The organism is Dehalococcoides sp. UCH007 (genome assembly GCF_001010485.1).
In the GTDB taxonomy this organism is placed as follows: Bacteria; Chloroflexota; Dehalococcoidia; order Dehalococcoidales; family Dehalococcoidaceae; genus Dehalococcoides; species Dehalococcoides mccartyi_A.
On record NZ_AP014722.1, the window covers coordinates 134862 to 160483 of the forward strand.

At 50.0% G+C, this 25622-nt stretch carries 38 protein-coding genes and 1 tRNA gene; 34 read left to right on the forward strand and 5 right to left on the reverse strand.

What is annotated here, in order from left to right:
* Window positions 1-16: 16 nt before the first annotated feature.
* The gene (locus tag UCH007_RS00690) at window positions 17-739 is read right to left on the reverse strand and encodes a M48 family metallopeptidase (protein WP_023651835.1); all 723 of its coding nucleotides are present in this window, start codon (window positions 737-739) and stop codon (window positions 17-19) included.
* Window positions 736-1629 (reverse strand): DMT family transporter, encoded by an 894-nt coding sequence (locus UCH007_RS00695; RefSeq protein ID WP_023651836.1) that lies wholly within the window; start codon window positions 1627-1629, stop codon window positions 736-738. The genes UCH007_RS00690 and UCH007_RS00695 overlap by 4 nt, the downstream gene beginning before the upstream one ends.
* Before the next feature lie 94 nt (window positions 1630-1723).
* On the opposite strand from UCH007_RS00695, the gene UCH007_RS00700 reads away from it, so the two are divergent.
* The 3 genes from UCH007_RS00700 (at window position 1724) to UCH007_RS00710 (ending at window position 3489) form a co-directional block, all read left to right on the forward strand.
* Entirely contained in the window at window positions 1724-2758 is a 1035-nt protein-coding gene (locus UCH007_RS00700) for a GntG family PLP-dependent aldolase (RefSeq protein WP_046960770.1), read from the forward strand.
* Between the two features lie 27 nt (window positions 2759-2785).
* Window positions 2786-3358, forward strand: coding sequence for a carboxymuconolactone decarboxylase family protein (locus tag UCH007_RS00705; RefSeq protein ID WP_023651838.1), 573 nt, complete (start codon window positions 2786-2788; stop codon window positions 3356-3358).
* A 55-nt stretch (window positions 3359-3413) separates the two neighbouring features.
* Window positions 3414-3489: transfer RNA gene (locus UCH007_RS00710), tRNA-Val, on the forward strand.
* Here UCH007_RS00710 and UCH007_RS00715 read toward each other — a convergent pair.
* From UCH007_RS00715 to UCH007_RS00725, 3 genes are read right to left on the reverse strand one after another with little or no spacing between them, the layout of a single operon-like run.
* Window positions 3477-5030: a recombinase family protein gene (locus tag UCH007_RS00715; RefSeq protein ID WP_082111129.1), complete on the reverse strand. Its 1554-nt coding sequence runs from the start codon at window positions 5028-5030 to the stop codon at window positions 3477-3479. The two genes, UCH007_RS00710 and UCH007_RS00715, sit on opposite strands and share 13 nt — an antisense overlap.
* 15 nt (window positions 5031-5045) lie before the next feature.
* Window positions 5046-5966 (reverse strand): ImmA/IrrE family metallo-endopeptidase, encoded by a 921-nt coding sequence (locus tag UCH007_RS00720; protein ID WP_046960771.1) that lies wholly within the window; start codon window positions 5964-5966, stop codon window positions 5046-5048.
* 4 nt (window positions 5967-5970) lie between these two features.
* Window positions 5971-6372: a helix-turn-helix domain-containing protein gene (locus UCH007_RS00725; protein ID WP_012984098.1), complete on the reverse strand. Its 402-nt coding sequence runs from the start codon at window positions 6370-6372 to the stop codon at window positions 5971-5973.
* A 163-nt stretch (window positions 6373-6535) separates the two neighbouring features.
* Between UCH007_RS00725 and UCH007_RS00730 the strand changes: the two genes are divergently transcribed.
* From UCH007_RS00730 to UCH007_RS00880, 31 genes are all read left to right on the forward strand, one after another.
* Window positions 6536-6769 carry a helix-turn-helix transcriptional regulator gene (locus UCH007_RS00730; protein ID WP_046960772.1) on the forward strand — a complete coding sequence of 78 codons (234 nt, stop codon included), beginning with the start codon at window positions 6536-6538 and terminating at the stop codon, window positions 6767-6769.
* 138 nt (window positions 6770-6907) lie between these two features.
* Window positions 6908-7888 (forward strand): recombination directionality factor, encoded by a 981-nt coding sequence (locus tag UCH007_RS00735; protein WP_046960773.1) that lies wholly within the window; start codon window positions 6908-6910, stop codon window positions 7886-7888.
* Window positions 7889-7937: 49 nt separating this feature from the next.
* Window positions 7938-10133: a DUF3854 domain-containing protein gene (locus tag UCH007_RS00740; protein WP_046960774.1), complete on the forward strand. Its 2196-nt coding sequence runs from the start codon at window positions 7938-7940 to the stop codon at window positions 10131-10133.
* A gap of 242 nt (window positions 10134-10375) precedes the next feature.
* The gene (locus UCH007_RS00745; protein WP_046960775.1) at window positions 10376-10597 is read left to right on the forward strand and encodes a hypothetical protein; all 222 of its coding nucleotides are present in this window, start codon (window positions 10376-10378) and stop codon (window positions 10595-10597) included.
* A gap of 4 nt (window positions 10598-10601) precedes the next feature.
* Window positions 10602-10949: a J domain-containing protein gene (locus tag UCH007_RS00750; protein WP_231854708.1), complete on the forward strand. Its 348-nt coding sequence runs from the start codon at window positions 10602-10604 to the stop codon at window positions 10947-10949.
* Complete coding sequence (locus UCH007_RS00755) at window positions 10946-11878, forward strand: ATP-binding protein (protein WP_231854709.1); 933 nt, start codon at window positions 10946-10948, stop codon at window positions 11876-11878. Before UCH007_RS00750 ends, UCH007_RS00755 begins: the two co-directional genes overlap by 4 nt.
* Window positions 11879-12045: 167 nt before the next feature.
* Window positions 12046-12867, forward strand: a complete 822-nt coding sequence (locus UCH007_RS00760; RefSeq protein ID WP_046960776.1) for a hypothetical protein — start codon at window positions 12046-12048, stop codon at window positions 12865-12867.
* Complete coding sequence (locus UCH007_RS00765) at window positions 12860-13138, forward strand: hypothetical protein (protein ID WP_046960777.1); 279 nt, start codon at window positions 12860-12862, stop codon at window positions 13136-13138. Before UCH007_RS00760 ends, UCH007_RS00765 begins: the two co-directional genes overlap by 8 nt.
* Window positions 13131-13379 (forward strand): hypothetical protein, encoded by a 249-nt coding sequence (locus UCH007_RS00770; protein ID WP_046960778.1) that lies wholly within the window; start codon window positions 13131-13133, stop codon window positions 13377-13379. The genes UCH007_RS00765 and UCH007_RS00770 overlap by 8 nt, the downstream gene beginning before the upstream one ends.
* Window positions 13379-13555, forward strand: coding sequence for an AbrB/MazE/SpoVT family DNA-binding domain-containing protein (locus UCH007_RS00775; protein WP_012984043.1), 177 nt, complete (start codon window positions 13379-13381; stop codon window positions 13553-13555). The genes UCH007_RS00770 and UCH007_RS00775 overlap by 1 nt, the downstream gene beginning before the upstream one ends.
* A gap of 241 nt (window positions 13556-13796) precedes the next feature.
* Window positions 13797-14009 (forward strand): hypothetical protein, encoded by a 213-nt coding sequence (locus UCH007_RS00780; protein ID WP_012984042.1) that lies wholly within the window; start codon window positions 13797-13799, stop codon window positions 14007-14009.
* A gap of 129 nt (window positions 14010-14138) precedes the next feature.
* A complete protein-coding gene (locus UCH007_RS00785; RefSeq protein ID WP_012984041.1) occupies window positions 14139-14351 on the forward strand; it encodes a hypothetical protein in 213 nt (70 codons plus the stop codon).
* Between the two features lie 44 nt (window positions 14352-14395).
* Entirely contained in the window at window positions 14396-14599 is a 204-nt protein-coding gene (locus UCH007_RS00790; protein WP_046960779.1) for a hypothetical protein, read from the forward strand.
* Between the two features lie 89 nt (window positions 14600-14688).
* Window positions 14689-15210 (forward strand): hypothetical protein, encoded by a 522-nt coding sequence (locus tag UCH007_RS00795; RefSeq protein WP_231854710.1) that lies wholly within the window; start codon window positions 14689-14691, stop codon window positions 15208-15210.
* Between the two features lie 20 nt (window positions 15211-15230).
* Window positions 15231-15758 carry a hypothetical protein gene (locus UCH007_RS00800; RefSeq protein WP_015407502.1) on the forward strand — a complete coding sequence of 176 codons (528 nt, stop codon included), beginning with the start codon at window positions 15231-15233 and terminating at the stop codon, window positions 15756-15758.
* Window positions 15755-15931, forward strand: a complete 177-nt coding sequence (locus UCH007_RS00805) for a hypothetical protein (RefSeq protein WP_046960781.1) — start codon at window positions 15755-15757, stop codon at window positions 15929-15931. Before UCH007_RS00800 ends, UCH007_RS00805 begins: the two co-directional genes overlap by 4 nt.
* The gene (locus tag UCH007_RS00810; RefSeq protein WP_046960782.1) at window positions 15928-16491 is read left to right on the forward strand and encodes a hypothetical protein; all 564 of its coding nucleotides are present in this window, start codon (window positions 15928-15930) and stop codon (window positions 16489-16491) included. The genes UCH007_RS00805 and UCH007_RS00810 overlap by 4 nt, the downstream gene beginning before the upstream one ends.
* On the forward strand, window positions 16491-16964 hold the full coding sequence (locus UCH007_RS00815) for a hypothetical protein (protein ID WP_046960783.1): 474 nt from the start codon (window positions 16491-16493) through the stop codon (window positions 16962-16964). The genes UCH007_RS00810 and UCH007_RS00815 overlap by 1 nt, the downstream gene beginning before the upstream one ends.
* 17 nt (window positions 16965-16981) lie before the next feature.
* Window positions 16982-17524 carry a hypothetical protein gene (locus UCH007_RS00820; RefSeq protein WP_052753389.1) on the forward strand — a complete coding sequence of 181 codons (543 nt, stop codon included), beginning with the start codon at window positions 16982-16984 and terminating at the stop codon, window positions 17522-17524.
* Window positions 17525-17540: 16 nt separating this feature from the next.
* Window positions 17541-18251 (forward strand): hypothetical protein, encoded by a 711-nt coding sequence (locus UCH007_RS00825; protein ID WP_046960784.1) that lies wholly within the window; start codon window positions 17541-17543, stop codon window positions 18249-18251.
* Window positions 18252-18262: 11 nt separating this feature from the next.
* Window positions 18263-19516, forward strand: coding sequence for a S8 family serine peptidase (locus UCH007_RS00830; protein ID WP_046960785.1), 1254 nt, complete (start codon window positions 18263-18265; stop codon window positions 19514-19516).
* A gap of 3 nt (window positions 19517-19519) precedes the next feature.
* Entirely contained in the window at window positions 19520-19846 is a 327-nt protein-coding gene (locus tag UCH007_RS00835; protein ID WP_046960786.1) for a hypothetical protein, read from the forward strand.
* Complete coding sequence (locus UCH007_RS00840) at window positions 19833-20033, forward strand: hypothetical protein (RefSeq protein ID WP_012984030.1); 201 nt, start codon at window positions 19833-19835, stop codon at window positions 20031-20033. Before UCH007_RS00835 ends, UCH007_RS00840 begins: the two co-directional genes overlap by 14 nt.
* A 9-nt stretch (window positions 20034-20042) precedes the next feature.
* Window positions 20043-20894, forward strand: coding sequence for a hypothetical protein (locus tag UCH007_RS00845; protein ID WP_046960787.1), 852 nt, complete (start codon window positions 20043-20045; stop codon window positions 20892-20894).
* A gap of 9 nt (window positions 20895-20903) precedes the next feature.
* The gene (locus UCH007_RS00850; RefSeq protein ID WP_046960788.1) at window positions 20904-21617 is read left to right on the forward strand and encodes a hypothetical protein; all 714 of its coding nucleotides are present in this window, start codon (window positions 20904-20906) and stop codon (window positions 21615-21617) included.
* Window positions 21618-21628: 11 nt separating this feature from the next.
* The gene (locus UCH007_RS00855) at window positions 21629-22012 is read left to right on the forward strand and encodes a hypothetical protein (protein WP_046960789.1); all 384 of its coding nucleotides are present in this window, start codon (window positions 21629-21631) and stop codon (window positions 22010-22012) included.
* A gap of 11 nt (window positions 22013-22023) precedes the next feature.
* Complete coding sequence (locus tag UCH007_RS00860; protein ID WP_046960790.1) at window positions 22024-22602, forward strand: hypothetical protein; 579 nt, start codon at window positions 22024-22026, stop codon at window positions 22600-22602.
* Window positions 22603-22611: 9 nt separating this feature from the next.
* A complete protein-coding gene (locus UCH007_RS00865) occupies window positions 22612-23085 on the forward strand; it encodes a hypothetical protein (protein WP_046960791.1) in 474 nt (157 codons plus the stop codon).
* Window positions 23085-23780, forward strand: a complete 696-nt coding sequence (locus tag UCH007_RS00870) for a tyrosine-type recombinase/integrase (protein WP_046960792.1) — start codon at window positions 23085-23087, stop codon at window positions 23778-23780. Before UCH007_RS00865 ends, UCH007_RS00870 begins: the two co-directional genes overlap by 1 nt.
* A complete protein-coding gene (locus UCH007_RS00875) occupies window positions 23773-24078 on the forward strand; it encodes a hypothetical protein (RefSeq protein ID WP_046960793.1) in 306 nt (101 codons plus the stop codon). Before UCH007_RS00870 ends, UCH007_RS00875 begins: the two co-directional genes overlap by 8 nt.
* The gene (locus tag UCH007_RS00880) at window positions 24078-25622 is read left to right on the forward strand and encodes an ArdC-like ssDNA-binding domain-containing protein (protein WP_046960794.1); all 1545 of its coding nucleotides are present in this window, start codon (window positions 24078-24080) and stop codon (window positions 25620-25622) included. The genes UCH007_RS00875 and UCH007_RS00880 overlap by 1 nt, the downstream gene beginning before the upstream one ends.

Consider the following 25622-nt stretch of genomic DNA (forward strand, 5'->3'; position numbering starts at 1 on the left):
GGTGGCTGGGGGTATTTTATTCGTAGGTTTTCAGCTGTTTACGCAGAGTTTTCCAGTTTGGGCAATACTTTTCCACCACTGCCCAGAATCTATCTGTATGGTTCATTTCCACCCGGTGGGAAAGTTCGTGAATTATCACGTAGTCTATGAGCGGCTGCGGCATGGTTGCCAGTTTCCAGTTAAAATTAAGATCGCCCTTTGAGGTGCAGCTGCCCCAGCGGGTTTTTTGAGCGCGTATAGAGAGCTTGCCAAAGGTTAATCCCATAGCGGCAGCATTTTTTTCAAGGCTGACTTTAATAGCCTCGGCAGCCTGATGGCGATACCATTTTCCCATCACTTCGACTGCAGATTTACTGCCGGTAAGCAAGTGAATTGTATTTTCAGCCAGACTAACGTGGCCTCTTTCTCCGCCTTCTCTTATCCGCAGGGTATAAAGTTTGCCCAGATAGGGGACTTTTTGTCCGTCATGCAGTCCGTCTTCAAGTATAAAACGGTTGGCATTCATTTTAGTCTGGTGTTTCAAAATCCAGGCTGAACGCTGCAGCAGGATATCGTCCAGCCCGTTCATATTGTAGTGGTGGGGAACAGTAACTACCAGGCCGGTGGCAGAGCGTATAGCCAGGCGGATGAGGTCTGAAAAATGGCTTTTTCTCAGTGTATAGTGAACCTCTTTGCCTTCCAGGACTATGCTTTTCTTGCCGATAACCTCAGGACGGGAATAAATATTACGGGGACTCAATGCGGTGTCTCAGCCTCCATTTTTCCGGTGCGGGGCTGGTTTAACATAACAACAAGTATGCCGGCTAGTACCAGCATACCGCCCAGAAATTCATTAAGGGTAAGACCTTCCCCCAGAAAAATATATCCCAGTATAATAGCACCTGCCGGTTCACCCAGTATGGCTACTGAAACTACCAGAGCAGGTACCAGCCGTAAAGCCATATTCAGAGACGAGTGGCCTACCAGTTGGGAAATCACTGCCAGCAGGAAAATCATCAGGTAGGTAGTGCCGGGATATCCGCTGAATTCTTCACCGCTGATAAACGCACCCGCCAGCAGTATAAAAGCGGCACTCCCGTAAAGGAGAGTGATGTAAGGCAGAAAATCTATACGGTTACGCATCTGGCGGCCGATAATCAAATATCCTGTAGTAGGTATAGTAGCCGCTAAGGCCAGTATGTTGCCCAAAAATGCCTGTTCACCTACCTGAGCGGTGGCTAGATTTATTAACGCCATGCCTCCGAAGGCTGCCAGTACACCGCCTATGGCTTTCGGGCTTAGCCGTTCACGCCACATTATATAAGACATAACGGCTACCAGCACCGGGTGTGAAGTTACCAGAATAACCGAGCTGGCGATGGATGTGTATTCAAGCGAACTTACCCAGAAAAACTGGTCAATACCCACCAGAAAACCGGCCAGTATGATAAGCAGCAGGTTTCGCCGTGACAGGCGTTTTACAGCCTGATATACCGGTCCTGCGGCAAACGGCATAAGCAAAAGGGTAGCCGTAAGCATGCGCAAACTGGTGATTATAACAGGCGGAGCATCTGCCAGACGGGTAAAAACCGAAGCCGCAGCAATGCCAAACACCCCGAGAAGCAACAGGAGATACGTCTTAGCTTTCATGTGAAGAACCCAGCATACCCTAATTCCTTAAAAAATACCAGTTTACGCCTGTCCTTATGGATTATAATATTATCAGCAAACAGGGGAGGCAGATATGAAAATTATAGACCTTAGGAGTGATACTGTTACCCGTCCCACCCCCGAAATGAAAAAAGCCATGTGTGATGCCCCTCTGGGAGATGATGTATTCGGGGAAGACCCCACCGTAAACAGTCTGGAGGAAATGGCAGCCGTGAAAACTGGTAAAGAAGCGGCTTTGTTTACTCCCAGCGGTACCATGAGCAATCTGCTGGCAGTTTTATCCCAAACCCGCCCGGGTGATGAAATAATACTGGGGAGCGAATCTCATATACTCTGGTACGAGGTAGGCGGGGCATCAGCCGTTGGTGGAGTGGTTATGAGGGCTGTGCCAAACCAGCCTGACGGCACTATTCACCTCGCGGATATAAAAGATGCCATCTGGAGTTCAAATCTTCATTTCCCGCCGACCCGCCTTATCTGTCTGGAAAATACCCATAACCGTTGCGGAGGAGTGGTGCTAAGCCTATCCTACACCGCCGGGGTGGCAAATCTGGCCGGGGCGCGGGGCATCAAGGTGCATCTGGATGGTGCCCGCCTGTTTAATGCCTGTGTGGCTTTGGGTGTTTCGGCTAAAGAGCTCTGTTTGGGTATGGATACAGTCAGTTTTTGCCTGTCAAAAGGGCTGTCGGCACCGGCAGGTTCGCTTTTATGTTCTGACAGAGAAACCATAAACCGGGCCAGAAAATTCCGTAAAATGCTGGGCGGTGGTATGCGTCAGGCCGGGGTATTGGCAGCCTGCGGTATTGTGGCTCTGGAAACTATGATAGATCGTCTGGCTCAGGACCACGCCATGGCAAAAACTCTGGCTGAGGGTCTGTTTAGTATAGACAACCATACGCTTGATAAGAATACAGTTCAAACCAATATAGTTATCTTTAACCCGCCGTTTGGTTTGGATGCCGATAAATTTCTGGTACAAGCTAAACAGGCAGGGATGCTTTTTACCACGGGTAGTCACGGGCGTGTCAGGGCAGTTTGCCACCATGACCTGAGTGAATCAGATATACAAACAGCTCTCAGTCGTATTGCTGCTATGAAGGGTTGCTAGCCGTATAAAAGCAGGGTTTTATTAAGTGTGGCGGATGCACTGTATGGCTATTTTATCGCTAAAGGGGTGATTATTTGTGAAAAAAAGGTTATTAAGTTAAAATTAGATACGATGAAAAAATTCCCCAAGCGTACATATTCAAATCCCGTCCAGTTTTTCTCCGATATAGGTTTTATTCTGAAAAACCGCCGAAAGTTAAAGGAATCCCGCATAAGCGGATTTCCATCTGCGGCTTTTCGTGAAAGGTTGATGCTGGCGGTAACCGGGGTTAATGCGTGCCGTTTTTGCACTTACGCCCATACCAAGATGGCACTGGAAAGCGGTCTTTCCCAGCAGGAAATAAAAGCTTTGCTGGATGGTGATTTCGGGAATTGCCCTCCGGGCGAATTAAATGCAGTTCTTTATGCCCAGCATTGGGCAGATACTGTCGCCAAACCATCGGCGGATATGAAGCTTAAGCTTGAGGCAGATTACGGGGCTGAAAAATCTGGTTTTATACATCTGTATCTGCGTCTGATACGTGTTGGCAACCTTAGCGGCAACACCGCTGACAAATTTCTGTATTATCTTTCCTTCGGCAAAATGGGGCTGGACCGCTAGCTGTAGCTGCATTGAATTTAGATTTTCTATAAGATATAATCGGCCTGAGTTCTTTGGGCGGTTAGCTCAGTGGTTAGAGCACCTGCTTCACACGCAGGGGGTCAGTGGTTCAAATCCACTACTGCCCACCATACTGTACAATAGGCAGAACTCCTATCTTCTGCTCAATCAGTCCGTTCAACGGCATCACGTAAGTTAAGGTCGCTTCGTCTCCAACAACCTTAATACCTTGAACAAAGCTCCGGATGAAAGCCTTCTTTTCAGTTAATTCACTTACCGTAAGCAACTTCCGCAGGTCATCGACATATTGGCTAAGAACTTCCGGACTGGCTAATTCAATATGCCTGTCCGTTAGTTTTTGCTCGACTTGAATCTTCCTTTCGTTTAACTTTTCATGTCTTATTCGCAGCTCACGGATTCTTGGAGCCAGATCAGCCATAGGGATATTCCCGCTTTCGACGGCATCATAAAGTCTTTCCAGACGATGGTTGATTTCGGTCACCTCATCAAGGACAGTATTCAACTCTTCTCGATACTGTGTAGAGTTCTCATCCATCTCCTGGTTGACTACTTCAGCCAGATGGGTCAGATTTTCTTCGGTCAATATATTATCCTTAATTGTCTGTAGCACCTTTTGTTCAAAGGCACGGCTATTATGATAGTGAGCTGGACATGATCCAGCTCCTTTCTTATTCAAAGTCCCGCAAATATAATAGGCAAATTTACCACTCTTAGCGACCTGGCCAGTTAATGCTTTGCCACAATGTCCGCAGGAGGTGATACCGCTTAACAGGAAGGGGCTAGAGGCTCTCTTCGGGTGAATATTTTTGAACGTCCTTCCCTTAATTAATTCCTGAACCTGTTCAAATACTGCACGGCTGACAATGGTCGGGCAGGCATTCTCTACTCTTATCGGCTCCAACCCGCGTTTACTGTTCCTCCCATAAACAAGAACGCCGGTGTAGGCTTCATTTAGAAGGATTATGCGCACACCAGTTTTGCTCCAGCCTTTCCCCTTTGGAGAAGCGATACCCTTTTGGTTTAGCTCTTTGGTTATTGTGGTCAGGCCTTTCCCACCCAGGATATCTTGATAAATAGATGCGACAATAGGAGCCTGATTCGGCTCTATTTCCAGCTTGGTTCGCTCCTTCTCACCATCCTTGGCGCGGACCTTAATAAATCCATAGGGTGGTTTGCTGGATAGATAAAAGCCTCGCGTTGCACTTTCCCTCATACCACGGGTTACCTCTTCGCCAAGATTGTCGGAATAGAACTCGTCCAGGCTCTCTATGATAGCTTCCAGCAACCGGCCAGTTGGCGTATCATCGCGGGGTTCGTTAATGGAAATTAACTGCACACCGTTTTTCCTGAGCATAGCCTTGTAAACTATTGAATCCTCACGAGATCGGGCAAACCGTGAATACTTCCAGACAAAAATTATCTCGAAAGGTTTTTCCGGGTGCCTGGCTAAAGAAATCATCTCCCGGAAAGCCGGTCTTGCGGTTGTCCTTCCGGTTTCAGCTTCATCAATAAACTCACGTACGATTTCGCAATTATTGTTCTTCGCATATTCCTTTAAAGCCCTGAGCTGGGCAGAAATAGATAAATCCACATCCTGTTTATCCGAAGAAACTCTGGCATAAATTGCGGCTTTCTTAATGGCGTTTTCCACTTTAACCTCCTTTGATTAGAGATGTTGATGAAACCTTTCAACTATAACTGGCTTCATCTTTTCAACTTGTGGTGATAACAAATCTCTATTGTGTGATAATAAAACCATCAATATTACCTTGGCAGGTTGATTCTGTATTAGAAGCGGATTGGCGATAGCGATAAGCCCCTCGTCCTCCATTTCGTCCAGTAAACTGATCTGTTCGACCATGTGGGATTTGCCTTCCTTTATCGTCATCTCAACGAGGGATCCGACAGTGACCGACCGATTCTTTCGCGGAAAGAAGCCATCCAACCCATAAACATTGGCTTCAGAGTCGTTGTGATTACTGCTTCCTGTCCAGTAGGTAACCCGCCAGTTGTTATCCGTATCGGGCTCATACATGCCCGCGTAGAAAAATAATTTCCCCTGCAAAACCTCTCCGATTCTTAGCAGTACCTGTGAACAGCTTTTCGAATAATGACTTGCCAGCTCGATGACATCAAAACCTGTCTCGTAAACTTTCTTAGTAAATGTTTCTTCGGGTAACAGCACAGCGGTAGCGAACTTGTTGGCTGCATAGTGTTTGGCGCTTGTTTTCAAAGGTTTGTAGTCACGGCATACAGTAGGGAAAATCCCTTCCATAATTTCCCGTATCTCGTGCAGTATGGTGTTCTGCATACCGCTGACAGTGTCACCGTCTTTTATGACGATGTTACTCTTGCCGTTAACCACTTGGTTAAATCCCCTCATATTTTTCGGCATCTTATCTGAGCTATCGAGATTGCAACCGCAACAGCTAGCCACAATTCGAAGCGCTTTGACGGTCGGAGGTAAATCCCTCAAGTAATAATGCCTGAATTCTTTGGCTTTTTGTTCCTCGGAGATACTTTCGGGACTCCCATATTTATGGACAAGACAATAACAGAAATACCGGAGGTCGGACGGGTTCTTCATGAAGTTATTCTCCTGGTAAAAGTTTTTTCCCCGTCGCTTTCTCATACATCTCTACGACGAAGCGCTTCACCTCAATGGTTATCGGCCCCGTTACCCGGGTGCCGGACTGGTACCGCGGATCGCCTATGACGTAATTGAAAGCCCTCTCCACTTCCTCCTCATCAGATAAAATCGATTTGAATTCCTTGACGTCATCCATGTAGCCGGCAGCTTTAAGAAGTTCTCTCACCGGCACGTTATAAGCCGGTGCCAACTTTTTCAAAACTTCCGGACCAGGTGCCTTTCTTTTCCCATTTTCTATTTGAGTAATGTAGGAAACTGAAACACCCGTTTTGGCCGCCATCTCCCGGAGAGACAACTTTTGTGCTTCGCGTAACTTTCGCAAGTATTCGCCGAAGTCATTCATCTTAACCCTCCAAATCTAGTTACACTAGAATAACACACTTTGTGATACTTGTCAACTATCTTTGGAGACATTTTGTTACATCATTGGCGTCATTAACCCGTTGACTATCCTTTGGTATTGTAATATTATAGTGTTCAAGATGTGATACTGGAGTATTACACGAATGGTCAGAGTTGAACTGAAACGAGAAGCCCTGGAGAAAAACCTTATCCGGCAAAATTGCTCAAAGAAGGAACTGGCTTATCGCATTGGAGTCTCTCGGAGTTATCTATCCGGGGTATGTAGCGGCAGAATCGAACCCTCAGCGAGCATGCGCCAGCGCTTTCTTGAGTATTTCAAATGTACGTTCGATGACCTGTTTCTAATCAGGGACGGTGAAAAGTGCAAGACGAATTAACCGTAGAGCAAAAAAGGTCTTATGAAAATGGTATCCGCATATTTGCCAGGTGGATAGCACGAGCTTATATCAAGGATCAACTTGAACGAAAATCAGCAACAAGCGCAGTAGATATAAATATTACGAAGGAGGATGACAATGCCAATCAAAGGTGTGACAGGAGTGGTGAGGCTTCCCCGCCTGGGAAAAGTAAGGCTGGGAGTAAAGAAAGAAAATGCTAGCGGAATATCTTACCCCTGCCCAACGGATCATTTTGTCTGCCCGGAAGAGGTCAAGAAGGTCTTCGGGGAAAAGCCTAAAGAGTTGCGAATCATGTTCCCAACCGATGACCAGACACAGTGGGCCAGCCAGTATTTAAGATGTTACTCGGCATCGAGAGGACTCGTTTGCCGCGGCGACGGTGAAACGGCAGTCGCCAAGATTGACACCCGTACCGGTGAGATTGCCAACAGAGATTCTGTTGAGACGGAAATGAAGGAAATCACCTGTAATCCAGCCAAGTGTACCTTCTATCAAGTAGCACGGTGCCGCCGGGTGATGAACCTACAATTCCTTTTGCCTGACTGTCCCGGCTTCGGCGTTTACCAGCTCGATACCAGCTCTTTTTATTCTATTGTAAATGTTAATTCCAGCCTGGAACTGATTCGCGGTACCTGCGGCCGACTGTCTATGATTCCGCTATCACTGAAGCTTGTGGAACAGGAAGTACAGCCGGAAGGAAAGAAAAAGACAGTCAGGGTTCTCAGCATGACAGCACCGTTTTCACTGGTCGAAATCCAGAGATACGCTCAAATTCCACCCGGCCAGGTACTGCTTCTACCCCCACCTGATAATGAAGCACCTGATGATCTTTTCCCGGATGAAATCCTGGGTAAAGAAGAACCGGCGAAGACAATTTTGGGTTCGGACAAAGATTTAATGCTGCTCTGGGACCGTGTCAAGAGTAAGGTCTGGCAAATGAACATGCAGGATTACCAGGTATCAAACTGGTTTCAAAAGAATTGTAACCTTGATGTCCATATAACCGACTTTGATCTTTTGACCCCTCCGAACAGGATTAAGGCCGAGTACCTGGAAAACTTCTTGAAGACTCTGGAACGATATACAGATCGCAGCTAGAACACAGGATTCTAATCACACCGTAGAATAGTTTTCCTGAAGGATTGCCATGACTGAACTTGTTTTTTCAGAAGCTGTCCCGCAGCTCCTCACTGAACATCTTACTCATCTGAGTGAGGGAAGCGGTATCAGCCTCGATGTCATAAAAGAAAGAGGATACCGGAGCATACTCGGTAAAGACGAGCTTGCCAAAGCGGGGTTTATTTCGTCTCAGCAGAGAACTACCGGTATCCTCATACCCCTGTGGGGAGTTGATGGCGGTCACGTAGGTTACCAGTACCGCCCGGATAACCCCCGCATGGATTCAAGGCAACGGCCGGTAAAATACGAGTCTCCGGTAGGGTCCTCCAATCATCTGGATTGCCCTCCACGTTGCAAACAGATGCTCGGCGACCCAAAGACGCCATTATGGATAACTGAAGGCTCTAAGAAAGCTGATGCTTTGGCTACACACGGTGCCTGCGTGATTTCGCTCACCGGTGTCTGGGGCTTTAAGGGCAAGAATGAGTTCGGTGCTATTACTATACTTTCGGACTGGGACCGCATTGCCATCAAAGACAGGTTAGTGTATCTCGCCTTCGACTCTGACATTGTTTCCAAGGAGATGGTACGAAAAGCCCTCGAACACCTGGGCGAACATCTCAGCCGCAAAGGCGCCGCTATACTGGTCGTTTATCTCCCGCAAGAAGGTAACCAGAAAGTCGGTATCGATGACTATCTACTCACCCATACACTGGAAGAAGCCCGGAAACTGGCGACTGATTTCAAGATTGATGATACCGCGAGCAGAGAGCGATTTGTCCCGGGCTTTGTCCTGCATGACGGCACCGTAGGCGAAATGGTAGTGAGCAAAGAGGATGAGCGTGCCTTTATTATCGTCGTCAGCGGCTCGGTGCGCAAGGTCTTTCGTTATGAGACACCCAAGGCTATATATCTTCCTACCGACGATCCCCTGGTAACCGAGGTCGTCCACTTCGCCACGACCGCTACCCCTTATGATTCACAGGCACATTTGTTTGAAGAGATACGGAGTTTTGTTCACAAATATCTCGAACTGCCGGCTGACTTTGAGGAAATCTCTTCTCTCTACGTGCTTCTCACCTGGGTGTATGAGTTTGCTCCTTCCATACCCTACCTCCGGGTAATCGGCGATTGGGGTACCGGCAAGACGCGGTTTCTACAGGTGGTAGGTAGTGTCTGCTTTCGACCGACATTTGCCTCAGGAGCGACAACCCCAGCACCCATCTTTCGCATATTAGAACAATTCCGTGGAACACTAGTACTCGACGAAGCCGACTTCAAGGATTCTTCATCCTGGGTAGAAATGGTGAAGCTCCTGAATAATGGCTACCGACCGGGTATGCCGGTGCTTCGGGCAGACAAAGAAAACGGTAAATGGTTCCCACGCAGCTACCAGGTGTTTGGTCCGAAACTTATCGCTACCCGTTTCCCTTTCAAGGACGAGGCGCTGGAAAGCAGATGTTTGACCTCGGAGATGATGTCGCTGACACGGGATGATATTCCCAGAGTATTACCACCCTCTTTTGATAAAGAGATAGATGACCTACGGGCGAAACTATTGACCTTCCGGCTGGCAAACCTGATTAAGCTCAAGGGCAAGACTTTTGGTAACGACCTCCTGGAACCCAATCTTCAACCCCGCTTGCAGGAGATACTCATACCTCTCAAAGCGATGCTTAATGGCGACCGCTCCATGGTCGAAGCAATCACCGGCTTCGTTCACCGCCTTCAGGATAGCCTCTTTATCAGGAGGAGGGAAAGCGCACCAGGTAGAGTACTGGCGGCGTTAATGGAGCTTCATGAAGAAGGTAAAGAACTAACGTCTGAAAACGTGGCCAAGAAAGCCAATGAAACGGACGATGAAGTAGAACAGCTTAGTGCGGAAAAAGTCGGCAGAATGACGAAGCGATTGGGCTTTGCCAAAGAGCGGACCGGAAAGTCGCGGCAGCGTCTTATCTGCTGGGATGAAACCCGAGTTACTAAACTAATAGGGTCATATGGCTTGCAGATGGCTCTTCCATTATCCCAGGAAAAACCGTCCGAACCGTCCTTACTGTCCGCTTTAGCTACAAAACCGGCGGACAGTAATAAAACGATCTCCATATACCGTCCGCCATACTGTCCGCCAAAAACTGAAGCTGACTCAAGCGTGGGGGCGGACAGTAGGACAGAGCGGACAGTAACTGACGATGAATTAACAAAGGAGGCAAGTGGCGGTGAGTAAAAAGAACAAGAGGACGCTCTATGAATGCGCTCACGCACGGGTGAGAAACGAAAGAATTTGCTGCGATAAAGAATACCCGCTATCACAGGTATCGCCAGATGGCAGCCTGGACATCCAGCACTTAGCGGAGGGCAAGGCGTTAGCGCCCAAGATTTGCCAGCAATGCCTCAACTTCGACCGGATTGGACCGCCTGTACCCGAAGAGGAAAGGGGCTGGCTCAAGGTAAAGGAGGCAGTAAAACATGATAGAAATCATCGGCAAGCTTTACGAGAAGTTGTGGCGTAAGGTGGGCGGCAAGCCTTGGACGGAGATAGTTCGGGAAGACCAGAAAGCTTCACCCCTGGTGTACCTGCTTATCTTTCTGGGTTTAGGAATTCTCATCGCCAGACTAGCTGGTAAAAACTGGTGGCAGATACTGGTCGGGTTTTTACTCGGCATAATCTGCGGACATTTCTGGTGGTAAAGCCATGGAAGACCAGGTAAAAAAAGCACAAAAGAGGATGACAGAAGCAACGGCAGAAATGATGTCAGGGTGGTTAAGCCAAATGTTGCAAGGTATGTGTAACGACCCGGTATTGGGAGAGCTTTGGTCGGCCATGAAGATGCAAAGTCAATCTACCCATCATGCCGGCATCGATTCCTACCAGGTACTCGGATTAGACAAAACTGTTGCCGATGATCAGGTTAAGAAACGGTACCGGGAGCTAGTAGTAAAGCTACATCCCGATACTGCCGGAGTGAAGGGAACCGAGTTTCTCTTCCAGCTCGTAACGGCAGCCTATCAGCAAATCTCAAAAGAGAGAGGGTGGCGATGATGAAAGACGGTGACATGGAGCTAATTACAGAGATCGCGAAGTTTGAAGCATCGGTAGATATGGAAAAAGAGTACCGGATTGGTTGGTCGTGGCGTCATGTAAGAATCTGGCCGGCAACACTGAGCAGGTTATTTAAGGACGGATACCTGGACAATGTCTTTCGCTCCAACTCATTTACCGGCTACAAACTCACTGAGAAGGCTAAAGCCATTCTTTTAGCGAACCAGCAAGAAGCTTCTGCTAAACCTCAATCAGAATCACCGGTAAATCCTGGCGATGACCTCTTTACGGATATTATCGGGCATGAGGACGTTAAAGCTTTGCTTAAAGCAATTCTTTTGTCAGAAAAGCCAGTACACGTCATGTTGACGGGACCGCCTGCCCTGGCCAAGACCCTGTTTCTCTGGGACATCGAGCAGACCTTCGGCGAGCAAGCAATCTGGCTGGTCGGCTCTGCTACTTCCAAGGCGGGATTATGGGACCTGGTAGCCGAGAGAGAACCGAAAATACTCCTGATTGATGAGATGGACAAGATGAATGCCGTTGATATGGCAGCATTACTTACCATGATGGAAGGTGGCAGGCTGGTCAGGGCTAAGCGAGGTCGAGAGCTCGACATCAACAATCCCCTCAAGGTCATTGCCGCCAGTAACCGGCTGGAGAAACTATCCCCTGAACTGCGGTCCCGTTTTGCTATCCGCAAGCTTAATCCCTACAGCCGCAGCGAATTCTTGACTGTGGTGAAAGGTGTATTGGTACGTAAGGAAGGCTTATCCAACGACATGGCGGAAGAGATTGCGAGGAAACTCGACGGTCGGAGTCAGGATGTCAGGGACGCTATCCGTATCGCCCGGCTGGCGCCGCAGGTCGGTGTGGATAAAGCAATCAGCCTTTTGCTGGGAGGTGAAACAGGTACAAGTTCAGACTAGACCGGTGACCGGTCGGGAGATAAATTAGCTACGATTTTAAGGATGGCAAGCGTGGTTAAAACCAGACCATTTAGCTTCAAGTGGTCTGACCAGGTGACAGCCAGCCCAGATTTGAACGATAAACCAGTGAAAACCACTTTAGCTTTGGTGGTCGGAAAGGAGGATATATGGACGACCAGTTTTTAGAAGAAGTCAAAAAACGCAAAGAGCAGGGACAATCGGAAAGGCAGATGGCAACCGAGCTCGGTGTCAGTCGTAGTAAGGTCCACAATGCTTTGCAGGATCTCAAGCTATCTGATACCGGCACTTCCCTGGTACCGGAAGACAAGCTGCGGGTAATTATCCGGGAAGAGTTGGAACGGGTCCGTAACGGAGAGGAAGAAGAGGCAAAAACCAGCAGCGAGTTCCCCATCATCCGCAAGATGGGCGGTGGCATGGAGATGATTGCGCCGGAAGCTGTGCTCAAGCACTACATGGGAGGCACTCCCGAAGGTGAGGTTGAGCTCAGAGCTATCATGAAGTTCCGGGCGGCCATGTTGATGGTAATGGACCTGGTGAATATCCAGAAGGGTTCGGCTGAGGCTGACGCCAGGCGTATGGAGCCCATTTTACGGCTGATGAAAGAGACTCGAGAAGAGCAGGATGCGGCAGCGGCCAGGGCAAAGGCTTCCAGTGAGGAGATCGCAGAGCGAACCGCTCAGGCAACAGCAGGTCAACTATTTGGAGCAATCTCGCAAAGCAACACCCAGGTAAATAGCACTCTTGCCCAGATTAAGCAGATGGTCGGTGGACAGGCGAATGATCCTTTCAGCCAGGTTGTAAGCATGCTCCAGTCCATGCAGCAGATGTCCCAGATGTTCGGGATGCCATTACCCGGCATGATGCAGGGATCCCTGCAGGGAGGCGGACCTCCTGGCGGTCAGCCGCCTTTAGACCCGCCGCCGATTGAAAAACACACTGCCAAAGAATGGGAGGAAAGAAATGTTTGATTTTATGCAAATGGCCAACTCACCCCAGGCAAGGGATATGCTCTTCAAAATGATGAGCCGCCAGATGGGACAGTCTCCGCAGGATGTAAAAGAGGCGATTTCGAAAGTCGAGATTGCCATCAAAAGAAATGAGCGTGGTTTTGAGCTGCGTCTCGGCAAGAGCGAGCATCAGCAGGTCGAGAAGATGCTCCAGGAATCAACCGATAGCTGGATTGAAATGCTCAGCCGCGGCTTTCAGGCGGTGGGCTATAAGGTGAAGATCTATGAATAACTGGTTTGCGCCTCTCCAGTGGCTGGTATTTCTGGCACTCTGGAGGATGTCTTACGAGACTGCCAACGGAAATAAGCTTGCTAACTCCGAAAAGAGTTTCCTTATTGAAAAGACATCGCTATGGGAAGCCGGTAATCCGAGGGAAAAGGAATGGACGGAGAAGGCGATCAAAAAGTATGCCGATGCCCAGGAAAAGAAATGGCAGCACTGGAATGAAGCGATGTTTGAGAGGTCGGATTGATGCCACTCCTGGTGGAAAGAAAGCTTTTCAAGATTGGAGAGGGTGGCTTTGCTGTCACCCTGCCCAAAGCCTGGATAAACTACCACCGGCTTAAACCCGGCGATACGGTCGAGGTCGTGGTAGATGGAGACCTTATTATCCGGGTTAAGGTGAAGCCGGAAGAGAAGCTTATATAAGCGTTTATAGACTTGTCAGGCGAGCCAGGACGCGGTACGCTCTTAATGAAGCCCTGCGAGCTTGCCGGTGAAAGTTGGCTCGCAGGGCTTGCTTTATTACCGGCAGCTTCGGGGCTTCAAAAAAGGGGTTAGCAACCTGGACCGGAAGGGTTCAAGGCTAACCCCTTTTTCCTTTTCAGCCAGGTTGCACCCCGCCATTACCCGGCCGCGACCGGGCACGAACGAAATAGGAGGTGCCCACATGGGTAAGTACGCAAGCTGGAACGAATTCGAGAAAAACGTCCCTATCACCTACAAAGAGAAGGCCACTCCCGAGGCTTTCCGCACCGGTATGAACGGCATTGCACCGACCGGACTGAAGGTCAAAGAGGGGCGGGTAAATCACTACCGCGATGGCGTGGATGGTAAGGGCGAGGTCGTGGTCGCCGGCTACAAGCGCGCTATGTTCGAGTAGCGCTTTTACCGCTTGATGCCTATCCAAACGAGGGCACTGCCCTTATCGGTTTTACCGCTGTCGCGGTAGCGGTAAAGCTGATGGACCGGATGAGCATCGAGCCTGAAAATTTAGTTTTAGGAGGAGAATATGTTCACAGCACAGCAACTGACCGGGCCGGTAGCACCGGGGCAAATGAGCCCGATGCAGGTCAGCGGTCCGGGCGCCTACTATCCCACACAAACCACTACTGACCCCTTCTCAGGCATGTTCACCAGTATGATGCCGATGATCATGATGATCATGATGTTTGCCATTCTTATGCCCATGATGAAAGGCATGACGGCATCAGCCAAGGACTAACCCCATAAATATATTATTTTTAGAATTTTAGGAGGTAATCAACAATGTATAAGGCACAGCAGATCACCGGCCAGCAAATTCGACCCCAGCAGTATCAGTACGGCACGGTCAGTGGTTATTATCCCCTTCAGACCACCGACCCGATTTCGGGAATGTTCACCAGCATGATGCCGATGATCATGATGATCATGATGATGGCCATTCTTATGCCCATGATGAAGGGCGTCACCGGCTCCAGCAAGTCCTAGTGGAGGTGCAATTACATTAAGGAGGTTAATCCATGAAAAACAAAATTGTTCCACAGCAATATGCAGGACAGCGGCCTCCGAAGGGTTGGGTGCCTCCCCTGGGACAGGAGTTAAACCTCCTGGGAGTCTATGATAATGACTCCGGCTACTGGATGGGATTGCCGCTCCAGATTCTGCGGGAAGCGCTGCTGACCGCTGAATCTTTGCATACCGAAGACCGCATTGACGAGCGGGACAAAATCGAGGCCACAGTTCCTAACGCTTCGGCGCAAGATACCGTTAAAACCAAAGAGTTCGAGGTGCCTGCCGGTGAGGTCTGGTATCTCAACCGTCTCAACCTTATAACCGAAGCTGAGATTTCCGGCAATGTCCGCGTCTCCCGATTCCCCAAGGTCGATACAGTGGAAAAGAAGTACCTGGGGACCGACCTGGCAGCCAGCCAGAATGAAGATTATGATCTGGCAAGTCCCGGTCAACTCGGTGCTGATTTGAGGCTCCTCGGGGGCGATAAGCTCACCGTAGTCGCCACTGTAACCGCAGTGGGAGGTACTACGGCCGACCGTAAAGTTACCCTGAATGTTTTCGGCCGGAAAGCCAGGAGACTGGTATAGCGGCATAAGGAGGTAATCCTATGCCCTATACCATGACACCACCGGGATATAGGGCTGTCTTAATCGGACAGGCCGTTGCTATCGAGGAACTGGGCACCTTCGCCCCGCTTGAAGAAAGTTCGGCTGAAGGTGCTCTTTTCTTAATGAGGCTCGACTTTACCGAGTCTCCGTCTACGGAAGCACTGTCTCAGCTTGAACAGGCGTGCTTTGACGCGGGAGTCGAATTGTGGCCGGGTTATAGTCACGTTGTCTTTGCCGATGTAGATCAGCCCACAGTTTATCTAGCCTGGCAAAAAGGATTTGCCTGGCTGCCAATCATTATCGGGCTTCTGGTTACCACCGTTTTGCCGCCCTTGTTGGGTTCGCTGGTTTGGTGGCTTATGCCGGAGTCCTTAAAGAACCTGATCAGCGGCATCGTCAATATGGGAATCATGCTTTTGGTCATGCTTCTTATCAGTAAGCTTATGCCCTCGTTCACCCAGGATAAAGAGAAGGTGAGGAAAGTAAAACAGGTAGAACCGGAGAAATTAGAGGAGGCGAAGGCATGAGCCAGTACCCCATCGAATATCAAAATTATTACCCTTACCAGTACCAGACTTCGCAGTGGCAGGGCGTTGTGGGCACGCTAATGGGTGTGGTCATGCTGATAGCTATGGGCGCCTGGGCTCTATCCCTAGTAAAGAAGGCATTCAAGGGCGAGGAGGTAAAGTTCCCGCTATGACGACACAGGTAAGCGTCATGTCAGGCTCTTTGGGCGACATATTCTGGGACCTGCCGCCGTGGATGACCTACACGCCTGGGTTCGACCTGGGTTGCAGCATTTACGTGGCTAATCCCACCGGTGTGGAAAAGGAATATGCCCTGATGGCCAGGTTGAATCGGGAAAGCACCTTGATTAGCGAAGAGGCTTTGCCGGTATTCGGTTACGCCTGGTTCAAGGTTGCTCCCGGCGATTTTGTCAGGCTTCGCGGTGCACTCCGGTTCAACGAAAGCGATGCCGACCTCACGGTTTTACTGGTAGAGCGCGAGACAGAAGAGGTCACTGACTCAGCGGCTACTCGGTTGGTGGCGCCGCAAGGAACGAGTGCTTTGCCACCGACGTGGCCCGGGTCCACCGGTACCACAGATACCGGCTTCAACTGGAACTCACTACTGGCCATGATGATGCCGATGATGATGCTGGGGATGGTCGTGGTAGCTGCTAAACCTCAACAAGAGAAGGTGGAAGCGAAAGCCACGGTTGAAACCCAGAAGTTACTGCCGGAAGGGAGGAACCGGTAATGCCTGGAGAGTTTTATGTTGAAAATAAAGCGGAAAAGGTCAGCCTTGAGACAGTAGAGTCCAGTCTCGCCGGTCTCAACACTAAGGCGGATGCCATCAAAGCACGGACCGATAACCTGGCTGGGGAAAACCCCTGGCAGGGAGCCACGATGGCTGACTGGCAAACAGTTGAGGCTAATGTCGTTAGCATTGGCGCTGCCGGTATCCGGAATAAAATACATGACCTGACTCTTAGCATTCATAACCTGGTAGGTACACAAATCAGGGTGAGGCTTTATAAGAAGGTCAACGGCGCCGAGCGGAAAGTATACGACCAGTCTTTTGATGCTACTTCTGATCCTATGGGTCTTCCGGTTATTAATGGCACCTGGGCGATTCACGATGTGCTGAGAGTGACCTTGCAGAGCAACAACGCCGCAGATAACGGGAAAGCCGTGGATTATGACTATATGCTGGAAAAGATGCTGTCTTAGGCAGGAAGGTAATAAACATGAGTTTGCTAAGTAAAGGAGCCAATCGACTTTCACAGCTTGAGATAGATGTCAGCAAGGACTGGGCTGGCCGTTTGATCAAGAACCTGGGAGACGCTGTTGATAGCAATGATGCTGTGAAAAAAGCACAGGCAATCCTGCAATCGGTTATGACTGGCAGAGGCGATATCCTGTATCGCGGTGATAGCGAAGCGGTAAGGTTAGCCCCGAATTATGGCGTCGGCTACAACTTTCTCCATATGAAAAATAGCGGCCAGTTCGAACCCGAATGGCTGGATATACAAAGCTTGATTATCTACCTGACCGGGGCAGTAAACCGGGTGATAGTCCCACCGTCATTAATTATCCTGGCGCCGGCGTTATCGATGGCTATTGCCGAGGATCATTCCGGAGGTGGGTTTACGGATTCTCGCAGTTTATCTATACCCGGGCCCGGAATCGCACTCAATACAACAGAAGAGCACACCGGTGGTGGGCAGGAAAGTACGCCGGTCTTAACCATGCCGGTGGCCACAATCGGCGTAACGGCCCAGCTGGTTTAAGTAGAGGGGAAAAGATATGGAGATATTGCGCGAACCTAGAGAAAGAAAATATCAGCAACTGAGGAGGCTGGGGCAGGAGCTCAAGATTCCCACCTTTGAAGCGTTCCTTGAACTTGAAGTCAGGGATGGCAGCGGACGGACAATACATCATCACCGGCAGAGAAGTCATAGCTGGGTGAGAAATGCCTACAACCAGCTCTTCTGCCAGATGGCGGCCAAGGATTCAAACGATGCTACTTTCGGACCGGGAAAGCTTAGTGGTAAGCAAACCAGCGGAACGGTACGTGGAGTCGCCTATCCCTTCGGCTATGGTGAAAGCAACTCGGTGGACGGAACCAGCTATGGCCTTCGTGCTGCCGCCGGTGTCGATACCAAGGGTATCCAGGTAGGTTCTGGCACGAATGCGGAGAGCTTTGAGGACTATGCCCTACAGACTCAAATTGCCAACGGGACCGGTGCCGGGCAGATTAGCTACATTGCCAGTGAGTTGCACTCGATAAGCTACGATGCAGGGACCAAAGTTCTCAGGGATATCCTTATTCGCTACTTCAACAACAATAGTGGCGGCAACGTAAATGTAAACGAAGTCGGTATCGTCGCTTATCTCCAGGGACAGTACAACCAGAACTACATGATGTCCCGTGATAAGTTGCCTGCCACCATTACCGTGCCAACTACTGGGCAACTGCGGGTGACCTATACCATTCAGCTCACCTATCCGGCTTAAAGGAGAACAAGATGAGATATTCAGTAATCGCGAAAGGAATAACGCCAACCCAGGCAGAGGCGGAGATCCGCAAGCTGGGCATAACCGATTTCAAACCTGCCAGGCTGTTGGGGCAATTCTTTTGCGAGCTCAGCGAAGAAAAAGTAAAGGCATTATCAGCCGTTTCGGGCATTGTCTTAAAGCCTGTCAAAGACTATAAAGCCGAGCAGGTACTGAGTGAAGTGGCACCGGTTGAGAGCCTTTCGGATGTATTTTATTTGCTGCGCTCTTATTTCAACCCACCGCTTACCGGGACCGGTCTTACCGTAGCTGTGTTAGACAGCGGTATCAGGAAGACCCATCAGTCTCTTAGAAGCAAAGTCGTCTATGAAGCTAATTTCACAGATTCGCCAACAGCCGATGACATATTCGGACACGGGACCCAGGTTGCCTTCATTATTGCCGGTGGCATGCATGCCATAGGTGAGAAAGCCGGCGTCTCTCCCAGTGCTTCAATATTGAATATCAAGGTAATCAATGACGATGGCATTGGCAGTGATGAAGGTATCGTCATGGGAATTGAGCGAGTCTGCGGGTTAGCCGAGCAAGCGAGAAAGAACGGGCTCTGGATAACCGATGATTTATACCCCAACATCATCAACCTCAGTTTGGGAGGTGAGGATGACGGTGATGCCGACAATCCGGTGAGAGCAGCCTGCCGCAAGGCAAGTACGGAATACGGTCTGGACGTTATTGCCGCTGCGGGAAACTCCGGTCCGAAAATGACTACTGTTATGCTTCCTGCCTGTGATCCGGAGGTCATCGCTGTGGGCGCTATTGAGACCAATGGTGAGCTAGCTATCTGGGAAAAATCATCCCGCGGACCAACTGTACAGGGCGAGACCAAGCCAGATTTTGTTATCTGGGGCACCGACCTTGAAATGGCGAGCCATCAAAAAGACGACGAGTACCTAGTGAAGTCGGGCACCAGCTTCGCCGCTCCGATGCTGTCGGGGCTGGCCGGTCTACTGTGGGAGAGTGGCCGGCGGGCTTATGGAGAAGCCTGGGTATTCAGCTGGCGAGAGGCCAAGAAACTGGCTCCCTATTTTTCGACCAAACCGCAGGATGCTCCGGTCAATAAAGATAACGTCTATGGTTTCGGATTGCCAGCAATGGGCTCGATGCTGGGACAGGTATCCCAAACCGGTTCAACGGCACAACAGAGCACAGAAGTATTTCCCATGTTCATGATGATGGCTATGATGGCGAGCATGGTAGGAGCATAGAAGATGGCAGATAGTGAATTAGTAAAATCCCTGGTAGCCCTGGGCGGAGTGCCCCTTATCCTGGGATTCGTACAGCTTTTCAAGCCCTTTATCTCGGATACCCGCTACTATCCTTTACTGGCGGTTGCTATGGGATTAGTGATTAACCTGGTGGCCAGCTGGGCACTTGGCGTCAGCACTATGTCGGACTGGGTAGCCGCATTATTTAATGGCATCATCGCCGGTATGGCCGCCAGTGGACTTTATTCTACTGGTTCCACGCTGCGGGAGGGTCCGGCAGCCGATAAGAATAACCGCTCAACTGAAGGAGAGACTGATGAAACTAAGTAGAAACCTGGCGATAGGACTGGAAACCGTGGGTTGCTGTATCACGGTTGCCGGGGTCGTTACAGAGTGGGCTACGGGTGCTGACTACGGCTATTGCATTATCACGGGCGGAGCGCTGGTGGTTAGTTTCGGTAGCATGATATTCGCCAAGGTCGTCAAACGCAACTGGGACGATGGAGATAAGGGTTAAGGAGTAGCAATGAGCTTATTGCTTAAGGGAGTCGCCAAACTTTCCCAACTTGAAATAGACACCGATAAAGACTGGCAGGCAAAGGAAATGACCAATCTTAAAAGTATTGCCGGATCAATGAGTCACGGCGATATAGCCTTTCGTGGAAATGACATCCTTGAAAGGCTATTGGCAGATGCCGGTAAAGGGTATAGCTTCCTGAGAAGTCGGGGCCCTGGGCTATCACCGGTCTGGCAGGATATTGAAAGTTTGGTCCAATATCTAACTGGCTCAGCGAACCGGGCGCTGGCATTTGACCTGTCCATGCCAATGCCAGCAATGAGCATCGCTCATATAACTGGTCCGGGCGGCGGGGGATCTTCCTCTCCAGTCCTTGGCATTCCAGCCCCTATATTTAACGGAGAAGCCAGGGCAACCACGGTAAATTCTGTTGGCGGGGCAGTATCACACAACGATGATGTCGGCAATATCGATGAGACAGTGCAGGCAAATGATGATACGGGAAATGATATAACGCTTCTCCCGTCCGATGGCTCTATCAATGATTACTGTGCCATGGGACATGCTGGGCTCTTTGATGCTGTGTCCGTTCTGGTCGGACAGGCAGGCGCTAATTACACCCTTGCTTACGAGTATTCCAGGGGCGCCGGGGTCTGGGGCACACTGACCATAAAGCACAACAGCACCGGTGATTGGAAAGCGGCAGGAAAGGGCTGGCTTACTTTCGTTCGCCCTTCAGACTGGGCAACTGACACTCTTGCAGGATTAACCCTCTACTGGATAAGGGCGCGGGCTGCCAGCATTAGTGGTGGTTTTATCCAGCCTTTAGGGACGCGGGCATGGATATTGGTTTACGCGTAGGAGATTACGATGACTGAAATGTTTTTAGAAACCGAATACGAAGAAATGAGAAAGCTGGCAAAGAAGCTTCATATTCTGCTTCCGGAAGCTTTCTGGGAGTTTGAGGTCAGGGATAAGCGAAATCGCATCACTTTTCACTCGAAGCAAAGAAGTCATAGCTGGGTAAGAAACGCCTATAACCTGATGGTGTGCCAGGCTGCGGCGGTACCAGGTGATTCCGCAGTTGGATTGGCAATTGTTGATACTGGAGGATCCACCAGGTCGGATACCACCACACAACCTGCATCCGGTTTATCCAGTGGCGGCGCCAGTAATTCGAGCATTTACGTGAACCTGACTAACGGTATTTATGCCGGTGCCGGGATTGACACTTTTGGAATCGTTGTTGGGACAGGTGCTAACCCGGAAAGCCTCGAAAGTTATGCCCTGGGGGCGAAGATAGCCAGTGGAAATCTAGCCGGCCAGCTTTCTTATAGCGCTACTGATCCACCCGCCATATCTACGGTCGGAACTATCAAGACCGTTGCCTGGGTGAGGTATTTCAACAATAACAGCGGCGGCACAATCATTGTGAATGAAGCAGGTGTGTATACCAAGGGGACTTACGATAACTCCTCGGCTACTTTCATGATGTGCCGCGATTTGCTGGCGGGTGGCGTCAATGTCCCGAATACAGGTCAGTTGAAAGTGACCTACACACTACAGCTTACTTACCCGGCTTAGGAGGAAATTCCGTGGCACAGTACGCCGATATTATCGAGATAGTAGCTCCCAGCGAGGCGACTTCGGGCAACCTGGTGGATATAACCGTTCGGATTAAGAACACTTACTCCGGGGTGATATCCATCATGGTGGGCGGTGCTCTAGAATACGGCGTTTCTCCGTGGCCAGGCATTGATGTTCCGGAGAACTGGGTGAATGTGGATGGCGGTGCGGTCCATTCATTCAGCGGGTCCTTCGTGATGCCGGATGCCCGGGTGACCATCCATGCCTATAGCTACTGGTACGGCGCCGACGGCTACTGGCATTTCGATGACGAGATGACGAAAACCATCAACCTGTCGGCGCTGACGCCCCAGGTGAGCGAGTTTAAGATAGCAGACTTCTACAAAGTGTAAGGAGGCACACCATGAAATTGAAAACACTGTCTATAGAGCTCGGAGAGTTTAAGGCTCTCCAAGAAAGTGCTCAGGGACAAATGCCGGAGCCGTCCGCGGCTGGCTGGTATATTGACCCGCGTACAGGGGAACGTGTTTTTTATGACCCGGATAGCCACAAGTTCTATACCCTGGCGGGCGGCATCTATATCCCCTTGGGCTATATGAATCCGGCCCCGAAGCAGGTAACTTTGGCCCCAGGGGAAAAGCTCAGGATAAACATGTCCTTCAAGTATTCGGGACCGGCAATCAGCAGCGCCATCTGTTATTACTCCATCGGAGTCTATGGACTATTCGGCTTTGATGAGAAGATGGTGGGGCAGAACTCGAAGAGCCTTCCCCAGTATACGACGCCGACCCAGGTAACTGACTCATATACGTTCACTCTGCCGACGAATGTGGGCAATGACTGGGACGACATCTACTGCAAGATATACGGCGGCTCACCGGGTGTTCCTCAAACCCTGTTTGGTTATGAGCAAGCCCTGCTGATTATAGGCAAAGACCCGACCATCAGTGAGTTCATGATTGCAGATTTTGCCAAGGTGTAGGAGTAGAGCATGGCACTTGAAATAGTCTTTGCACCGATGGCGCTTGAGCCAGGAACGTTCAACGTAGGGGATAAGGTCCGGGTGACCGTCTCCTTCAAGTACGTCATCGGTGTGAACACCACCGTAAAGCTGCTGGCTGGTCCTTACTACACAAACCTCTTCGGCAAGCACATGGTTAGCGCGTGCGTGGGACAGGCTGATGTCCAGCTGCCGGCGTCTTCTACACCGGCTGATGGAACCGCCACGGTGGATTTCATACTCATAGCTAAATCCCTGGGTGGCATTGAGAACGGCACCTATGGCTTAAGGGTCTGGATTGAGGATACCAGCGCTATTGCCGAGCAGGATAACGTCATCATCGTATCCGGCAACACCAGCGGTGGGGATATGTTCTCATCGGTGATGCCGATGATAATGATGTTGATGATGATGGGAATGATCATGCCGATGACCCAGCAAATGAGCGAAGGAGTCGAGGAATAGTGAAAGCCTACCTGGAACCGGAAGAGGTGGAACGGCTTGAGCAGTCGGCAGAATACCTGCGGGACAGGCTGCTTATCCGTTTGCTATTTCACCTCGGTTGCCGCGTCTCCGAAGCTTTGGGGATCAAGGTAAGCGACATCGACTTCAAACAGGGCTTGGTAACCATCCAGCACCTGAAACAGCGTATTAAACTTTCTTGCCCGAAATGCAGCGCCAGGTTGGGGAAAGGACACAAGTTTTGCCCGGTTTGTGGGCAGAAGGTGGAGAAAGCGGTTGCGGATGAAAAAGAGCACCGCAAGTTCCGCAATATACCCTTGGATACAGACACCTTGGGAATGCTGAAGGAATATATCAAGCGCGGCGGTGCTGTTTCCAGGAAAGGGAATCAACAGCTTTTTAATTTAACCCGGCACCGGGCCTGGCAGATAGTAAAAGAATGTGCCGAGAGAGCCAGGTTGCCTAATCTGGTTAACCCGGAAAGCGGTAAGGTACACAATGTGAGCCCTCATAAGCTACGTGATGCCTTCGCAGTGCACGCGGTTAAGCTGGATGACTCAGGAGATGGTATCAGGTTACTCCAAGAGCACCTTGGGCACCAGAGTATCGTCACAACGATGAAGTACCGCAAGGTATCAGGCGAGGAGCAGAAAGAGTGGTACGAGAAGTTATGGCAAGGAGGCAAACAGAATGGGTAAATATGCCAGTCACGAAGAATTTGGAATTAACGCCCCGATAAACTACCGGGAAGACACCACCAGTGAGTCTTTCCTCAAAGGCATGTCCGCTGTCTGCCCTCAGGGGATGAAGCCGAAAGTTTCCCGCGGTAAAAAGTTCGAGGAGAAAACCGATTTTAAGGCTTCCGCCCGGTGGCACAAGAATTTTGATGTGGCCATGTTTGGCGGATCGGACATCGGAACATCGGATTACGAGTCTAGGCAAATGAGTTTGGAAGGAAAAATTAACGGGATTAAGCGAATACCTGGGAGGCACTAATGGCAGGACAGGTCAAAATAACGATTGGAGATAAAGAATGGCTGGCTTCTCTGTCCAGCACATACTGGGAGCTGGTGCAGGGGCTTGGTGGTATTTCAGGAATCGATGCCGGCACCGGTATGCTTTTCGACCTGGGATTTGCCCAGGATATAACCGTAACTACCGAACCGATGCTTTTCCCGTTGGATATTGCCTTCCTCTCTGAGGACCTGGTGGTCACCGAGATTGACCGTAATATTCAACCCGGATACCAGGTGCATTCAACCGTGCCCGGTCGCTATTTTATTGAGGTTAACGCCGGTGAACTGGAGGGGATTGAAGTTGGTAGCCAGGTCTCTGTTGAAATACTGGCTTTGCAAGAAGTCATCACAGAGTCATCATGGGTCCCTGCCATGATTTCTTTTACCGGATTTACCTTGATGGGGTTCTTGATGGTAGGTGTGATTAAAGATATGGTCAGTGATATGTCAGACGACTTGCCGAAAACATTACCGGCAAATAGTTATGCAGCCACCCCAGTTTACAATCGAGTGAGCAAGCCGGTTTCTAGGGGTGAATGTGCCTTCTGCGCCACTTCAGTCCATCAATGTGAAGTGTGCGAAAAGATCTCACCGCATGACTATCACCTGCTTAGCTGGGTTGGAGTTCCGGTTCCGGATTACAGTTTTTCCGTAGAGCCGGAAACAAAAGAGCGTAAGATTGACGATGTCCTGAAACGGCTCAAGGAAGGCGTTAACGGTATCCAGCAGAGCGAGAACTTCCGAACATTTCTGCTTACCATGTCCAAATTTCACGATTACAGCATTGGTAATCTGATACTCATCATGCTACAGAAGCCTGACGCTACCCGGGTAGCTGGTTTCAGCACCTGGAAAGACCTGTACCGGTGGGTCAAGAAGGGCGAAAAGGGAATTGCCATCCTGGCGCCATGTATTCCTCCCAAGAAGAAACAACTCGAACCTTCTGATGTTGAGAACGCACCGGGTGGGGAAGAAAAGCCCGAAGATGAAACCGAAATCCGTCCGATTTATTTCAAGGTGGTCTACGTTTTTGATGTCAGCCAGACGGAAGGAAAATCTCTACCTGAATTTGACGTACCGCCTCTCACCGGTGAGGCAAATGAAGAGCTATTCGAACAAGTCATGCGCCTGGCAGAATCGCAGGGGCTTGATGTCAGTTTTGAGTCAAAGCCGGACCAGGATCCGGATATCAAGGGTTACTACACAGGTAAGACTATCTGGGTTCGACCGGAAGAATCTCGCGCCCAGCAGCTAAAGACACTGCTGCATGAAGTGGCTCATTATTATTCTGAGGGAGTATTCCGTATCCCGCGAAGCGATGCCGAAACTATTGCCGAAAGTGTGGCATTTACCATCGGCGCTCATTACGGCTTTGATACCGGTGCCCGCTCGTTTCCCTATGTGGCAGTCTGGTCCAAAGATAAGAAAGTCCTTGAAGCGAATTTGGCTTCTATACGCAAGGTTTCAGAGAAGATATTCGATAGCCTTGAGCAAGCTATCAAGAAACCAGTGGGGGTAGCCTAA

Bases quoted from the DNA above. Each gene is read 5' to 3' on its own strand.
- UCH007_RS00695 (WP_023651836.1), bottom strand. From the start codon at position 1,629: ATGAAAGCTAAGACGTATCTCCTGTTGCTTCTCGGGGTGTTTGGCATT.
- UCH007_RS00700 (WP_046960770.1), top strand. From the start codon at position 1,724: ATGAAAATTATAGACCTTAGGAGTGATACTGTTACCCGTCCCACCCCC.
- UCH007_RS00720 (WP_046960771.1), bottom strand. From the start codon at position 5,966: ATGAAGAACCCGTCCGACCTCCGGTATTTCTGTTATTGTCTTGTCCAT.
- UCH007_RS00725 (WP_012984098.1), bottom strand. From the start codon at position 6,372: ATGAATGACTTCGGCGAATACTTGCGAAAGTTACGCGAAGCACAAAAG.
- UCH007_RS00730 (WP_046960772.1), top strand. From the start codon at position 6,536: ATGGTCAGAGTTGAACTGAAACGAGAAGCCCTGGAGAAAAACCTTATC.
- UCH007_RS00735 (WP_046960773.1), top strand. From the start codon at position 6,908: ATGCCAATCAAAGGTGTGACAGGAGTGGTGAGGCTTCCCCGCCTGGGA.
- UCH007_RS00740 (WP_046960774.1), top strand. From the start codon at position 7,938: ATGACTGAACTTGTTTTTTCAGAAGCTGTCCCGCAGCTCCTCACTGAA.
- UCH007_RS00745 (WP_046960775.1), top strand. From the start codon at position 10,376: ATGATAGAAATCATCGGCAAGCTTTACGAGAAGTTGTGGCGTAAGGTG.
- UCH007_RS00750 (WP_231854708.1), top strand. From the start codon at position 10,602: ATGGAAGACCAGGTAAAAAAAGCACAAAAGAGGATGACAGAAGCAACG.
- UCH007_RS00755 (WP_231854709.1), top strand. From the start codon at position 10,946: ATGATGAAAGACGGTGACATGGAGCTAATTACAGAGATCGCGAAGTTT.
- UCH007_RS00760 (WP_046960776.1), top strand. From the start codon at position 12,046: ATGGACGACCAGTTTTTAGAAGAAGTCAAAAAACGCAAAGAGCAGGGA.
- UCH007_RS00765 (WP_046960777.1), top strand. From the start codon at position 12,860: ATGTTTGATTTTATGCAAATGGCCAACTCACCCCAGGCAAGGGATATG.
- UCH007_RS00770 (WP_046960778.1), top strand. From the start codon at position 13,131: ATGAATAACTGGTTTGCGCCTCTCCAGTGGCTGGTATTTCTGGCACTC.
- UCH007_RS00775 (WP_012984043.1), top strand. From the start codon at position 13,379: ATGCCACTCCTGGTGGAAAGAAAGCTTTTCAAGATTGGAGAGGGTGGC.
- UCH007_RS00780 (WP_012984042.1), top strand. From the start codon at position 13,797: ATGGGTAAGTACGCAAGCTGGAACGAATTCGAGAAAAACGTCCCTATC.
- UCH007_RS00785 (WP_012984041.1), top strand. From the start codon at position 14,139: ATGTTCACAGCACAGCAACTGACCGGGCCGGTAGCACCGGGGCAAATG.
- UCH007_RS00790 (WP_046960779.1), top strand. From the start codon at position 14,396: ATGTATAAGGCACAGCAGATCACCGGCCAGCAAATTCGACCCCAGCAG.
- UCH007_RS00800 (WP_015407502.1), top strand. From the start codon at position 15,231: ATGCCCTATACCATGACACCACCGGGATATAGGGCTGTCTTAATCGGA.
- UCH007_RS00805 (WP_046960781.1), top strand. From the start codon at position 15,755: ATGAGCCAGTACCCCATCGAATATCAAAATTATTACCCTTACCAGTAC.
- UCH007_RS00810 (WP_046960782.1), top strand. From the start codon at position 15,928: ATGACGACACAGGTAAGCGTCATGTCAGGCTCTTTGGGCGACATATTC.
- UCH007_RS00815 (WP_046960783.1), top strand. From the start codon at position 16,491: ATGCCTGGAGAGTTTTATGTTGAAAATAAAGCGGAAAAGGTCAGCCTT.
- UCH007_RS00820 (WP_052753389.1), top strand. From the start codon at position 16,982: ATGAGTTTGCTAAGTAAAGGAGCCAATCGACTTTCACAGCTTGAGATA.
- UCH007_RS00825 (WP_046960784.1), top strand. From the start codon at position 17,541: ATGGAGATATTGCGCGAACCTAGAGAAAGAAAATATCAGCAACTGAGG.
- UCH007_RS00830 (WP_046960785.1), top strand. From the start codon at position 18,263: ATGAGATATTCAGTAATCGCGAAAGGAATAACGCCAACCCAGGCAGAG.
- UCH007_RS00835 (WP_046960786.1), top strand. From the start codon at position 19,520: ATGGCAGATAGTGAATTAGTAAAATCCCTGGTAGCCCTGGGCGGAGTG.
- UCH007_RS00840 (WP_012984030.1), top strand. From the start codon at position 19,833: ATGAAACTAAGTAGAAACCTGGCGATAGGACTGGAAACCGTGGGTTGC.
- UCH007_RS00845 (WP_046960787.1), top strand. From the start codon at position 20,043: ATGAGCTTATTGCTTAAGGGAGTCGCCAAACTTTCCCAACTTGAAATA.
- UCH007_RS00850 (WP_046960788.1), top strand. From the start codon at position 20,904: ATGACTGAAATGTTTTTAGAAACCGAATACGAAGAAATGAGAAAGCTG.
- UCH007_RS00860 (WP_046960790.1), top strand. From the start codon at position 22,024: ATGAAATTGAAAACACTGTCTATAGAGCTCGGAGAGTTTAAGGCTCTC.
- UCH007_RS00865 (WP_046960791.1), top strand. From the start codon at position 22,612: ATGGCACTTGAAATAGTCTTTGCACCGATGGCGCTTGAGCCAGGAACG.
- UCH007_RS00875 (WP_046960793.1), top strand. From the start codon at position 23,773: ATGGGTAAATATGCCAGTCACGAAGAATTTGGAATTAACGCCCCGATA.
- UCH007_RS00880 (WP_046960794.1), top strand. From the start codon at position 24,078: ATGGCAGGACAGGTCAAAATAACGATTGGAGATAAAGAATGGCTGGCT.